This is a genomic window from Nesterenkonia suensis, assembly GCF_054782935.1.
In genome coordinates this window covers 1,017,242-1,030,989 of the sequence record NZ_BAAGRN010000001.1, presented here as the reverse complement: position 1 = coordinate 1,030,989, position 13,748 = coordinate 1,017,242, and the positions used below count along the sequence as shown (strand labels likewise).

Annotated in this window: 10 protein-coding genes; 2 read left to right on the top strand and 8 right to left on the bottom strand. The window is 68.6% G+C overall.

Annotated elements, in window-relative coordinates; genetic code table 11:
• Positions 1-2: 2 nt before the first annotated feature.
• The 6 genes from lepA to ACYVKI_RS04445 form a co-directional block, all read right to left on the bottom strand.
• Positions 3-1,859, bottom strand: a complete 1,857-nt coding sequence (lepA, locus tag ACYVKI_RS04470; RefSeq protein ID WP_460689118.1) for a translation elongation factor 4 — start codon at positions 1,857-1,859, stop codon at positions 3-5.
• Between the two features lie 206 nt (positions 1,860-2,065).
• Positions 2,066-2,326 carry a 30S ribosomal protein S20 gene (rpsT, locus tag ACYVKI_RS04465; protein WP_460689117.1) on the bottom strand — a complete coding sequence of 87 codons (261 nt, stop codon included), beginning with the start codon at positions 2,324-2,326 and terminating at the stop codon, positions 2,066-2,068.
• Between the two features lie 241 nt (positions 2,327-2,567).
• Positions 2,568-3,614 (bottom strand): DNA polymerase III subunit delta, encoded by a 1,047-nt coding sequence (gene holA / locus ACYVKI_RS04460; protein WP_460689116.1) that lies wholly within the window; start codon positions 3,612-3,614, stop codon positions 2,568-2,570.
• A gap of 82 nt (positions 3,615-3,696) precedes the next feature.
• Entirely contained in the window at positions 3,697-4,653 is a 957-nt protein-coding gene (locus tag ACYVKI_RS04455) for a MaoC/PaaZ C-terminal domain-containing protein (protein ID WP_460689115.1), read from the bottom strand.
• 70 nt (positions 4,654-4,723) lie between these two features.
• Positions 4,724-6,082, bottom strand: a complete 1,359-nt coding sequence (locus ACYVKI_RS04450; protein WP_460689402.1) for a 3-oxoacyl-ACP reductase — start codon at positions 6,080-6,082, stop codon at positions 4,724-4,726.
• A gap of 8 nt (positions 6,083-6,090) precedes the next feature.
• A complete protein-coding gene (locus ACYVKI_RS04445) occupies positions 6,091-7,386 on the bottom strand; it encodes an acetyl-CoA C-acetyltransferase (protein WP_460689114.1) in 1,296 nt (431 codons plus the stop codon).
• Between the two features lie 118 nt (positions 7,387-7,504).
• Between ACYVKI_RS04445 and ACYVKI_RS04440 the strand changes: the two genes are divergently transcribed.
• Positions 7,505-9,625, top strand: coding sequence for an acyl-CoA dehydrogenase family protein (locus ACYVKI_RS04440; protein ID WP_460689113.1), 2,121 nt, complete (start codon positions 7,505-7,507; stop codon positions 9,623-9,625).
• A gap of 65 nt (positions 9,626-9,690) precedes the next feature.
• Positions 9,691-12,381: an aminopeptidase N gene (pepN, locus tag ACYVKI_RS04435; RefSeq protein WP_460689112.1), complete on the top strand. Its 2,691-nt coding sequence runs from the start codon at positions 9,691-9,693 to the stop codon at positions 12,379-12,381.
• 204 nt (positions 12,382-12,585) lie between these two features.
• On the opposite strand, the gene tatC is transcribed toward pepN, so the two are convergent.
• A complete protein-coding gene (tatC, locus tag ACYVKI_RS04430) occupies positions 12,586-13,431 on the bottom strand; it encodes a twin-arginine translocase subunit TatC (RefSeq protein ID WP_460689111.1) in 846 nt (281 codons plus the stop codon).
• A gap of 6 nt (positions 13,432-13,437) precedes the next feature.
• On the bottom strand, positions 13,438-13,716 hold the full coding sequence (tatA, locus tag ACYVKI_RS04425; protein WP_460689110.1) for a Sec-independent protein translocase subunit TatA: 279 nt from the start codon (positions 13,714-13,716) through the stop codon (positions 13,438-13,440).
• Positions 13,717-13,748: the final 32 nt, after the last annotated feature.

Here is a 13,748-nt window from a genome sequence, read left to right as displayed (position 1 = left end):
GGCTACTTCTTGCCCTTCTCGCCCGGCCCGTCATCCGAGGACAGCGCGGCGATGAACGCCTCCTGGGGCACCTCCACCGTGCCGACCATCTTCATCCGCTTCTTGCCTTCCTTCTGCTTCTCCAAGAGCTTGCGCTTGCGGCTGATGTCACCGCCGTAGCACTTGGAGAGGACGTCCTTGCGGATCGCGCGGATGTTCTCACGAGCGATGATCCGCGAGCCGATGGCCGCCTGGATGGGCACCTCGAACTGCTGCCGGGGAATCAGCTCTCGCAGTCGGGAGGCCATCTTCACTCCGTAGGCATAGGCGTGGTCGCGGTGGGTGATCGCGGAGAAGGCATCGACCTTGTCTCCCTGCAGGAGGATGTCGACCTTGACCAGGTCGGCCACCTGGTCCCCTTCACCCTGCCAGTTCAGCGACGCATACCCCTTGGTGCGCGATTTCAGCTGGTCGAAGAAGTCGAAGACGATCTCGGCCAGTGGGAGGCGGTAGCGCAGCTCCACGCGCTCCTCGGACAGGTAGTCCATGCCCTCCATGGAGCCGCGGCGGGCCTGGCAGAGCTCCATGACCGCACCGACGAACTCACTGGGCACGATGACCGTGGCCGCCACCACCGGCTCTCGGATCTCGGCGGTCTTGCCGTCCGGGAACTCACTGGGGTTGGTGACCTCGTGGACCTCGCCGTCCTCCGCGGTGACCTGGTAGATGACGTTGGGCGCGGTGGAGATCAGGTCGAGGTTGTACTCGCTCTCCAACCGCTGGCGGGTGATCTCCAGGTGCAGCAGCCCCAGGAACCCCACACGGAAGCCGAAGCCCAGAGCCGCCGAGGTCTCCGGCTCGAAGCTGAGGGCGGCGTCGTTGAGCTGGAGCTTCTCCAGCGCCTCCCGCAGCACCGGGAAGTCCGAGCCGTCGATGGGGAACAGTCCGGAGAACACCATCGGCCGGGGCTCGTCATAGCCGCCGATGATGTCTGGGGCAGGCCGGGTCTGCGAGGTGACCGTGTCACCGACCTTCGACTGCCGGACGTCCTTCACCCCCGTGATCAGGTACCCGACCTCGCCGACGCCGAGGCCACGGGTCGCTTCGGGCTCCGGGGAGGAGACCCCGATCTCCAGGAGCTCATGGGTGGCCCCGGTCGACATCATCTTGATGCGTTCCCGATGCTGAAGGCTGCCGTCCACCACTCGGACGAAGGTCACCACGCCGCGGTAGGTGTCGTAGACGGAGTCGAAGATCATCGCGCGCGCCGGTGCCTCGGCGTCGCCCTCGGGCGGCGGGATCTCTTCGACGATCCGGTCCAGCAGCTCCTCGACGCCCTCACCGGTCTTGCCTGAGACGCGCAGGACGTCATCGGGGTCACCGCCGATGAGGTGGGCGATCTCCTCGGCGTACTTCTCCGGCAGCGCAGCCGGGAGGTCGATCTTGTTGAGCACAGGGATGATCGTCAGGTCGTGCTCCATGGCCAGATACAGGTTGGCCAGGGTCTGGGCCTCGATGCCCTGGGCCGCATCGACCAGCAGCAACGCCCCCTCACAGGCGGCCAGCGACCGGGAGACCTCGTAGGAGAAGTCCACGTGCCCGGGCGTGTCGATCATGTGGAAGGCGTAGGTGGTGCCGTCATGCTCCCACGGCATGCGCACCGCCTGGGACTTGATGGTGATGCCGCGCTCACGCTCGATGTCCATCCGATCCAGGTACTGCGCCTTCATCTCCCGAGGCTGGACCACCCCGGTCAGCTGCAGCATGCGGTCCGCCAGTGTGGACTTGCCGTGGTCGATGTGCGCGATGATGCAGAAGTTGCGGATCACGCCAGGATCGGTCGCGGCGGGCACCTCAGGAGTGCGGGCCTTCGGAGACACGGGCAGGAGGTCCTTCCCTCGGGGGCGGATGTGCGGCTGACGCTCCATTCTTCCACGAAACTGCCGGGGAACCTCGTCTGCGGGACGCGGCGCCCGGAGAGACCCGGGTCAGAGGCGCGAAACCTGCGGCAGACGCCGCGGGCCCCGTCGCATCATCTGCGACGGGGCCCGGGGACCGCAGCTCCGTGGGGACGGAGCCGCGACGATCAGAGGGCGTTGACCTTGGCGGCCAGGCCAGACTTGCGGTTCGCCGCCTGGTTCTTGTGGATGACGCCCTTGGAGACGGCCTTGTCCAGCTTGCGCGCAGCCTCGCGGTTCGCCGCGAGGGCGGCGTCCTTGTCACCGGACTTCACGGCCTGGCGGACCTTCTTCACCGCGGTCTTCAGCTCGGACTTCACGGCCTGGTTACGCAGGCGAGCCTTCTCGTTGGTGAGGACGCGCTTCTTCTGAGACTTGATGTTTGCCACGTGGTGTCTTTCTGTCTGGTGTTCACTGGTGTGAGGACTGTATCCCTGCTTGGGCGGCAGAAGACAGACTGAGTGGCGTGGGGTTGCCATGGCGAATGCGTGACGTCATCAGGCAGAGGGACCTGACGTCACGCAGAGAGCTCTCTGCCGCAGGGAGTGCCGGGCACGAAGGCCGTGGACACTGCCTATCGATGGTAGCAGAGAACACCCTCAGGGTCCCGCCGGGCGCTCCGTGAGCCGGTCAGCGGCCCACGGATCCCGCGATGATGGCGATCGCCCGCTCCACCGCATACTCCGGCGTGCGCGATGCCCCCTTGGCCTCCGCGTCGGCCCGCGCCACGGCCTCCACCGCCACGGCCGCACGGTGTGACTGCCAGCGTCGAGCCGTCTCCGCCGCCTGACGAAGCTGCCAGGGGGGCACCCCCAGGCTGGAGGCGAGCCGATCGGCGCTGCCGCGATGGTCCACCAGGGCGGCTATCTGCCGCCCCTTCCGGGCCAACGCGGCCGTGACGGCGATCGGGGAGACCCCAGTGGCCACAGCATGACGGTAGAGGCGAGTGGCGGCGTCACGGCGTCCCTCGAAGGCTGCATCCGCAACCTTGAAGGCCGTGGCCTCCACCCGGCCCCCGTGGTACCGGTCGACGTCGTCCTCGGTGATCTGGCCGGCCACGTCTCGGATGAGCTGCTGACAGGCACCCCCCAGGTCGGACAGCGAGGAGCCCGCCGCCGCGACCAGGGCACGGGCGGCGTCGGGCTGGATCTCCCGACCTGCCGCCCGGAACTCGCGGCGCAGGAAGTCCATCTTGTCGGTCTCGGTCTTCGCCGCGGAGCAGTCCACGACGACGGCCCGGCCGGAGAGCGCGTCGAGCAGCCTCTTGCCCCGGTTGCCGCCGGAATGACGCATCACCAGAGTGACGTCCTCGGCCATCTCCCCCAGGTAGGCCAGCGCCTCCGCCTGGAAGGTGTCGTTCATCTGAGCGAGATCCTCGGCGAGGATCAGCCGGGCCTCCCCGAACAAGGAGGGCGACGCCAGGGTGGCCAGCTCCCCCGCGGCGGCCGCGCTCACGTCGAGGCGGGTGTACTCCAGATCGGGATGCTCCGCGCGCAGGTGCGCCTTGATCCGGTCCATCGCGCGGGAGGCGAGGTAGTCCTCAGGTCCGCGCAGCAGCATCAGCGGCGCGGGCTCGACAGTGCGGAAATCCTCGCCGGCGGCGGCTCCCTTGCGCCCCCGCTGGCCGCCGCGCGATGTCGAGCCGCGTTGTCCTGAACTACGTTGAGCCGCTGCCATGAGAACAATCCTAGAGGCTCTGTAGGTCCGCGCGCGGACCTCACGGCACACTGTCACCAGGGGCCCTCCACGAAGGGCGCCCTCAGGAGGGCAGGTGCAGCTCTCCCTGGAAATGCCGCTTTCCGGCGCGGGGATCCCAACCGGTGAACGATTCCACAGGGGCTCCGACGGCGTCGGCACGCGCGACGTGGAGCGCGACAGTGCCGGGCAGCCGCATGGGAGCTTCGAAGCGGATGTGCCAGCGGTGGCCCGCCTGCTCAGGCTCCCTCCCTTCGAGCACCCTGCCCGCGGCGTACATGCCATGGACGATGGCCCGAGGCATGCCCAGCATCCGTGCGCTGAGACCGCTGACATGGATGGGGTTCCAGTCCCCCGAGACTGCGGCATAGCGACGACCGACGTCGGCGGCCAGACACCACTGACCCGTCTTCGGCGGTGCGGTGAACTCCTCCCGACCGGACCGGCCCTCCCCCGTGGAGGGATCCGGCCGACCGGCCAGATGCACTCCTCGGCTGAGATAGGTCGAGGTGCCGCGCCAGAGGATCTGCTCTGCCTCCGGCTGGTCGACATCGGCTCCGTCGGTCAGCACCTCGACCACCGCGTCGAACTGGGTGCCGCGGCGATGGGCACGCAGCCCTTCGGCCCATGCCCGGATCTGCACCGGAGTCTCTGGCCTCACGGGACGACGATGGTCCACCTCGTTGCTGAGATGCACCATGCCCATCAGCGGCAGCGGGAAGTCGTCCCCGGCGAGCAGCCCCATCTGTACAGGGAAGCCCATGATGTGGACCAGCACCGACGGCAGCGCACGGCGATGCACTCCGTCGAACGCCTCACCGGCCATGAGCCCCCGGTAGGCCTCGGCCTGCTCCGGTGTCACCCCCGCGTGCCGTGCGACGACTCCGCGCTCCGGCAGGCCGTCCGGCCCGCCCTCGGGGGTTCGGCGACCGAGGGTGGTGCGGGCTGCCCCCCAGCCGGCCCGCAGGTACACCTGGGCCAGCGTCGGCAGCCCGATGCGGCGGAACTGCTGTGGACTCATGCTCTGCTCCTGCCTGCCTGTTGTGCGTGTCCTCCGTGTCATGTTCGCGGGTGCGTGTCCACCCATTCGCTCAGGCACCGATCAGGTTCTGCCCGCAGACGCGCAGGGTGAGCCCGCTGGTGCCGCCGGCCGCCGGGGAGGCCAGATAGGCGATCGTCTCCGCCACATCGACGGGACGGCCGCCCTGGTTCAGCGAGTTCAGGCGGCGGGCCACCTCACGAGTGGCGAAGGGGATGCGGGCGGTCATCTCCGTCTCGATGAACCCCGGGGCGACGGCGTTGATCGTGCCGTGCCGCGCCTCCATCTGCGCCGAGGTGGCGGCGACCATCCCCATGACACCGGCTTTGGAGGCCGCGTAGTTGGACTGTCCGCGGTTTCCGGCGATGCCGGAGGTGGAGGCCAGCGAGACGATGCGCGGCCCGCTGGGCCCCTCGGACCGGCTGAACAGCTCATCGGCCAGCAGCGCACGATTCATCCGCAGCTGGGCCTCGATGTTGACCGCGATCACGGAGTCCCACCGTGCAGCATCCATGTTTCCCAGCAGCTTGTCCCGGGTGATGCCGGCGTTGTGGACGACGATGTCGAGTCGGCCATGATGCTGACGAGCGTGCGCCAGGATCCGCTCCCCCGCGTCCTCGGCGGTGATGTCGAGCTGCAGCGCCGTGCCGGCCACCCGGTTGGCTGTGGCGGCCAGCTGCTCGCCCGCGGCCGGCACGTCCACTGCGATGACGCGGGCCCCGTCCCGGTGCAGAGTCTCGGCGATGGCGGCCCCGATCCCCCGGGCCGCGCCGGTGACGACCGCGACCTGCCCCTCGAGGGGGCGGTCCCAGTCCTCGGGCAGAGCACCGTTGACGGAGTCCACACTGAGGAACTGCCCGGAGACGAAGGCCGACCGTCCGGAGAGCAGGAAGCGCAGGCCCCCGGCGACGGAGGGGGCGGCGACGTCGAGATCGTCAGCGAGGACCAGCCCGTTGGCGGTGGCGCCTGCGCGCATCTCATGGGCCACCGATCGGGTCAGTCCTTCCACGCCCTGCCGGGCGGCGCGCACGGCGGGGTCCTCGCTCGTCTCCGGGCGGCGGAACACGGTGATCACCCGCCCGGAGGGCGCCACCTGCTTGAGTACTGCGCCCAGTCCGAGCGCGACCTCGCTGAGGTCCGCCGGGGTGGAGACGACGTCGAAGCAGGCGATCACCGCCGCGACCCGCTCCCGCGGCTCCACATGGCGACGGACGTCGAGGCCCCACCCCACCAGCAGCGAGGCGATCTCGTCCGAGGCGGAGCTGGTGCCGACCACCACGACGGGACCCGTGACGACCGGTTCACCGGGTCGGTGACGCCGCAGCTTCGCTGGCTGCGGCAGGCCCAGCGTCTTGGTCAGGCGCTTGCCCACCGGGGTGTTGACGAATTCGGTATAGGTGTCTCGAGCCATGGAGATGCTCACCTGCCTTCCACGATCGCAGTGATGCCCTGACCGCCGGCCGCGCAGACCGAGATGAACCCGAGCTTGCCCGGCTTGCCGTGGAGCATCTTCGCCAGGCTGGCCACGATGCGGCCGCCGGTGGCGGCGAACGGATGACCGGCCGCCAGCGAGGAGCCGTGGACGTTCAGTCGGCTGCGGTCGATGCGGCCCAGCGGAGCGTCGAGTCCGAGCTTCTCCCGGCAGAAGTCGGCGTCCTCCCAGGCGGCGATCTGGGCCAGCACGGTCGAGGCGAAGGCCTCGTGGATCTCGACGTACTCGAAGTCCTCGAAGGTGAGACCATGGCGGTCCAGCATCCGGGCCGCGGCATAGGTCGGCGCCATCAGAAGCCCTTCAGCACCGTCGACGAAGTCCACTGCCGCCTGCTCGTAGTCGACGAAGTTCGCCAGCTTCGGCAGGTCGTGGGCGTCGGCGTACTCCTCGGAGCCGAGGAGGACCGCCGAGGCGCCGTCGGTCAGCGCAGTGGAGTTCGCCGCCGTCATGGTGGCGTCCTCCCCCAGATCCCGGCCGAAGGTCGGGGAGAGCTTCCCGAGCTTCTCCACAGTGGAGTCGGGCCGCAGGTTGGTGTCTCGCTGGACACCCTTGAAGGGGGTGACCAGGTCGTCGAAGAAGCCGTCGTCATAGGCGGCGGCGAGGTTCTGGTGGCTGGCCAGGGCCAGTTCGTCCTGCTCCCGACGGCCGATGCCCCAGGCATGGGCCGTCACGGCCATGTGCTCACCCATGGACATCCCGGTCCGCGGCTCGTTCACACCCGGAGCCTGCGGGGCGAGGTGGCCCGGGCGGATCTTCGCCAGGGCCTTGAGCCGCTGGCCCGGAGTCTTGGCGCGGTTGGCCTCCATGAGGATCCTGCGCAGTGCGTCGGTCACCACGATGGGCGCGTCCGAGATGGAGTCCACGCCGGCGCCGATGCCGGACTCGATCCGCCCCAGGCGGATCTTGTCAGCCAACGAACCGATCGCCTCCATGCCCGTGGCGCAGGCCATCTGCACGTCGGTGGCGGGGGTGGCCGGGTCCAGCGGGGTCCCCAACAGGGACTCGCGCACCAGGTTGAAGTTCTTCGAGTGCTTCATCACCGCACCTCCGGCCACCGACCCGATCCGCTGGCCCTGCAGGCCGAACCGGGCCACCAGGCCGTTGAGGGCCGAGGTCAGCATGTCCTGGTTCGAGGCGGTGGCGTAGGCGCCGTGGGCTCGGGCGAAGGGGAGGCGATTGCCTCCGATGACGACGACGTCGCGCGTCTGATCAGTGATGGTCACGAAGTGTTCTCCTCCAGTCGGTGAACCAGGACTTGGCTTTATTACTACTCAGTATCTTAGACTACCTGTGTTGATCATCACTGTCACAACTCCCCCACGCGGGCGAAGGAGTCGGACCATGAGTCAGACCACGGGTCACAGCACGAGTCAGACCACAAGTCACAGCACCACCGACACTACTGAACACGAGGTGCCCTCACCATCCCTGGACACCGGTCTCCTCGAGGAGATCCTGCTCGGCAAGTGGGCCGACACCCGCCGGGTCTCCCGCGCCCTCATGACCGAGGAGCGATTCCACAAGGTCGAGGGCCTCACCAAGGAGGACCATCGCCAGCGGGTGCTGGGTCAGCTCCATGAGCTCGTGGCCGCCGACGCCGTCCACCGCGCCTTTCCGAAGGAGTTCGGCGGTCAGGACGCCCACGGTGGAAACATCGCCGCCTTCGAAGAGCTGGTCACCGCCGACCCGTCCCTGCAGATCAAGGCCGGAGTCCAGTGGGGCCTCTTCGGCTCCGCGGTGCTCCACCTGGGCACCGAGGAGCATCACCGACGCTTCCTGCCCGGCATCATGGACCTCAGCGTGCCGGGCGCCTTCGCGATGACCGAGATCGGCCACGGCTCCGACGTCGCCTCCATCGGGACCACGGCGACCTACGATCCCGAGACGGAGGAGTTCGTCCTCCACACACCTTTCACTGCGGCCACCAAACGCTATCTGGGCAACGCCGCCGTGGACGGCAAGGACGCCGCCGTCTTCGCGCAGCTGATCACCAACGGCGTCAACCACGGGGTGCACTGCTTCTACGCCCACCTGCGGGACGACGACGGCAACCCGCTGCCGGGCATCACCATCACCGATGACGGCCAGAAGGGCGGCCTGAACGGGATCGACAACGGCCGGGTCGCCTTCGACTCGATCCGGATCCCGCGGACCCACCTGCTCAACCGCTATGGAGACGTCGCCGCCGACGGCACATACAGCTCCCCCATCGAGAGCCCCGGCCGCCGCTTCTTCACCATGATCGGCACCCTGGTGCAGGGACGTGTCTCGCTCTCCGGGGCTTCTGTGGCGGCCTCGAAGCTGGCCCTGATCGGCGCCGTGACCTACGGCAACCAGCGCCGCCAGTTCAACGCCTCCTCCCCGGTGGAGGAGGAGGTCATCATGGACTACCAGCTGCACCAGCGCCGACTGATCCCCCGGCTGGCCTCCACCATCGCCTTGGGCTTCGCCCAGGAGAAGCTGCTGACCAAGTTCGACGACGTCTTCTCCGGCGCCGACGACAGCGACGAGAACCGCCAGGAGCTCGAGACCTTGGCCGCGGCGATCAAACCGGTGGCCACCTGGCATGCCCTCGACACTCTCCAGGAGGCCAGGGAGGCCTGCGGCGGCGCCGGATTCATCGCGGAGAACCGCTTCGCCACGCTGCGAGCCGACCTGGACATCTACGTCACCTTCGAAGGTGACAACAACGTGCTGCTGCAGCTGGTCGCCAAGCGCCTCCTCGGCGACTACGCCGCAGAGTTCAAGGACGCCGACGTCGGGGCGCTCTCCCGCTACGTGGCCTCACAGGCGCAGTCCACCGTGCTGCACCGCTTCGGACTGCGCCGTGCACTGCAGTCCGTGCAGGACACCGGCGACGAACGGCGCAGCGCCAACTGGTTCAAGCAGACCGAGGTGCAGCGCGATCTGCTCACCGACCGGGTCCGGCAGATGGTCGCAGACGTCGCCGGTGAGCTGCGCAGCGTGGCCCGCAAGCCCGCCGCGGAGCAGGCGGCCACGTTCAACGAACACCAGTACGAGATCATCAACGCCGCCAAGGCCCATGCTGACCTGCTGGTGTGGGAGTCCTTCACCGAGGCCCTGGAGGAGGTGGAGCACGCCGGGACCCGCCAGGTGCTGACCTGGCTCCGGGACGTCTACGCGCTCACCCGCATCGAGGAGAGCCTGGACTGGTACCTGATCAACGGCCGGATCTCGGCCCAGCGAGCACGCACCCTCTCCCCCTACATCAACCGACTGGTGGCGCGGCTCCGTCCGCTCGCACAGGACATCGTGGACTCCTTCGGCTACACCGCCGACCATGTGCGCATGGAGGTAGCCTCCGGTGCGGAGCAGGAGCGGCAGGCCGAAGCCATGGAGCACTATCGGGTGCTGCGGGCCTCCTCCGACGCCCCGGTGGACGAGAAGATCCTCGTCAAGCGGCGCCAGCAGGAGCGCCGCGCCCAGCGCCAGGGCGGCTGAGCCGCTGACTGGTCCCCTCGGTAACGGGCTTTGCCCCGCTCGGTGGATGCGGCTTGAATGGTGACATGACTATCACTGACATGCACGCATCCGCCGGGCCGCGCTCCCCGTTCCCCCGGGCCGAGGTGGAGAACCTCACCCGGGACGAGGCCGCGGCCCGCTCCGCGCACCTGCAGGTGGACTCCTATGAGGTCGACGTCGACCTCTCCGGTGCCGCCGACGAGGACGCGACGACCTACCCGGTGACCACCCGCATCAGCTTCCGCACCTCTGCTGAAGGACAGGAGACCTTTCTCGACTACCTGGGCGCCACCGTGGAGGAGCTCGTCCTCAACGGCACGGCACTGGAGGTGTCCGAGCACGTGGGCGCCGCCCGGATCCGGCTTCCGGAGCTGGCCGAGGAGAACGTGGTCCAGGTGCGCTCCACCTCGCGGTTCTCCCGCTCCGGAGAGGGCCTCCACCGCTTCGTCGACCCGACCGACGGTCAGGTCTACCTCTACACGCAGTACGAGCCCGCCGACTCCCGGCGGGTCTTCCCGGTCTTCGAGCAGCCTGACCTCAAGGCGACGTTCCGGATCACCCTCACCGGTCCGGAGACTTGGGAGCTGCGCTCCAACGGTGCGGAGATCTCGCGGGAGTCCGTCCCGGGCGGCGCCACAGGCCTGCCGGGCGTCGGCCTGGTACGGGTCCGGTTCGCCGAGACTCGCCGCATGTCCAGCTACATCACCGCGCTGCTCGCGGGCCCCTACCACCGGGTGGACGGGCACTGGAGCGGCCGGGTGGACGACGGCGACCCTCTCGAGGTGCCGTTGGCTGTGCTGTGCCGGGCCTCGCTGGCCGAGCACTTCGACGCGGACGACCTGCTCGAGCTCACGCGCCGCGGCCTGGACTTCTTCCACGCCGAGTTCGCCGTCCCCTACCCGTGGGGAAAATATGACCAGGTCTTCGTCCCGGAGTACAACCTGGGAGCCATGGAGAATCCGGGGCTGGTGACCTTCACCGAAGCCTATGTCTTCGACACTGTCGCCACCGATGCCCAGCGGGAGACACGGGCCAACACCCTGATGCACGAGATGGCGCACATGTGGTTCGGGGACCTGGTGACCATGCGGTGGTGGGATGATCTCTGGCTCAAGGAGTCCTTCGCCGACTACATGGGCTCACTCGCCGTGGACGAGGCCACCGACTGGACCACCGCCTGGATCTCCTTCGCCAACGGGCGCAAGGCCTGGGCCTATGTGCAGGATCAGCTCCCCACCACCCACCCGATCGTCGCCGACATCACCGATCTGGAGGCCGCCGACCAGAACTTCGACGGCATCACCTACGCCAAGGGCGCCTCCGTGCTGAAGCAGCTGGCGGCCTTCGTGGGCCGGGAGGCGTTCCGGGACGCCGCACGCCGGTACTTCTCCCGGCACGCCTTCGGCAACGCCAGCCTGGAGGACTTTCTCGCGGTGCTCGGCGAGGTCTCCGGCCAGGACATGACCGGCTGGGCCCAGGCCTGGCTGCAGACTGCCGGGGTGCCCGTCATCGCCGCGACGGTCGACGACGGCGCCGTCGTCGTCGACGAGGGCGGCACGGATCCCGCCACCGGAGAGCACCTCACCCGCCCGCATGTGGTGGAGGTCGGCGTGCACGCGCTCGATCAGGAGACCGGCACGCTGCAGCGCACCGGGACGTCACGAGTCGCCCTCGACGGCCGTACCGTGGTCGACGGGCTGCCGATGCCCGAGCCGGGCACCCCGCGGCTGCTGCTGGCCAATGAGGAGGACCTCACCTACGCCAAGCTCAGCATGGACGCGGCCTCCGTGGCCGCCGCACTCACCCACCCGGTGCAGGATCCGTTGGCCCGAGCCACGGTCTGGGCCGCCCTGTGGTCGATGGTCCGCGATGGTGAGCTGCCGGCCTCCCGATTCCTGGAGGCCGTGATGACTCTCGGCCTGCAGATCGAGGAGGTCGTCGTCGTCCAGGGCCTGCTGCGGCAGAGCGGCCGTGCTCTGGAGCTCTACACCCCGGTCGAGCAGCGAGAGGCCCTCCAGGACCGGTTCGCCGCACGCCTGGCTGAGTTCATCGCTGACGAGGAGGGTGGCGATCGCCAGCGCGCCGCCGTCCGAGCCCTGGCGACCCTGTCCCGCCGCACCACGGTCCAGCTGGACCTGCTCTCCGCGCTGCTCGACGGCGAGGCCGCCGCGCTGGGGATCTCCGGTCTGGACCTCGACGAGGAGATCCGCTGGGCGATCCTGCAGGCACTGGCCGTGCACGGCCGGGTGGAGCGGGACGTGCTCGACGCGGAGCTGGCCGCCCGCACGACGGCACGCGGCCGGATCGCCCACCGGCTGGCGCTGGCGGCCCGTCCGCGCCCCCAGATCAAGCAGGAGGCCTTCGCCCAGGCGATCGCCGGCACTGACAAGCACGGCGAGGAGCTCTCCAACGACCACCTGACCGCCACAGTGGACGGGTTCCGCTGCGGACCGGCGACGCTCACCGCACCCTTCGAGGAGGACTACTTCGCCTCTCTCCAGGACGTCTGGGCGCGGATGAGCCAGGGCCAGGCCACCCGGGTGGTGTCGGGCCTGTACCCCGGGACCCAGGACCTGGCCGTCGGCCAGGAACCGGAGGATCATCCGGTGGTGCGGCGCACCGCCGAATGGCTCCGCACCCACGGCACCGCTCCGGCCGCCCTGCGCCGGATCCTCATCGAGGAGCAGGACCATCTGCTGCGCGGACTGCGTGCCCAGCAGTCGGCACGACGGTGAACCGGGCTCGGCAGAACCGGGCCGGACCGATCTGTCCTGAACCGAACCGGGTCAGGCTGATCTGTACTGGGCTGGTCTGTGCTGGACCCACCCACCGGAGCTGACCCGACCTAGACCCGGCGTCCCGCAGAAGATCGTCTCTCCGTGAGAGATCGCCCCCTGATTCGGCGACGATCTCTCACGGAGAGACGATCCGCACCCCGATCACGGGCTGTCGACGAGGTCCTCGTTGGCGGCCTCCCGCGCGGCCACGCGCCTGGCTCGGCGCTTGTCGTTGAGCAGACACAGCAGGATCGCCACGCCGAAGAGCACCACCAGCGGCCCGGCGATGAAGAACATCGTGATCGCGTCTCCCCCGGGGGCGGCCATCGCCGAGATCAGCGCGATGAACATCACGGTGCCCCGCCAGCTCTTCAGCACCCGGCGCCCAGAGACCAGACCCATCATATTGACCCCGACCAGCACCACCGGAATGACCATCGCGACGCCGAAGGCCAGGAACAGGTGCAGCACGAACGTGAAGTACACATCCGGTGCGATGATGTTCGAGGTCCCCTCGGGGTTCAGCGTGAAGAAGAACTGGATCGCCCGCGGCAGCACCACATAGGCCATGGCGATCCCGATGACGAACAGCGGCACCGAGGCAGCGATGAAACCCATCGCGTACCGCTTCTCCTTCTTCTGCAGCCCCGGCATGATGAACGCCCACACCTGGTAGAGCCAGACCGGCGAGGAGATGACGATCCCGACGAACAGCGAGATACGGATCATCAGGTCCAGCGGCTGGCCCACTGTGTTGAAGGCGATCTCGGTGCTGCGGTCGACGTCGTCGAAGTCGACCACCGGAGAACTCAGCAGCCCGAAGATGATGTCGTAGAGGAAGAAGCCCGCGACCGCGCCGATCACGATGCCCAGACACGCCTTGATCAGGCGGTTGCGGAGCTCGCGGAGATGCTCCTTGAGGGGCATCTTGCCCTCAGGGTCCCTGCGGCGTCTCTTCCTGCGGCGTCGTCCGGAGCTGCGGGGATCGTCGTCGTGCGTCCCTGCCATCGGCCCTCAGGCGTGGTCCCGACGCTGCTTCGAGCCGCTGCGGCGCGGATTCTCGGAAGCGCCCATCACGCGCCCCTCCACGGCCGGACGCTCGTCGGACCCAGTCTCGGACTCCTGGTCCTGAGAGTCGGTGGACTGGGATTCCTCGCTCATCGTGCGGACCTCAGACTTGAAGATCCGCATCGACTGCCCCACTGATTTGGCCAGCTGCGGAAGCTTCGGCGCACCGAACAGCAGGATGATGAGCAGGGCGATGATGGCGATCTGCCAACCGGTGATGTTCATGGCGTGCGTCCTTTCGTCTGCCCCCAGGATAC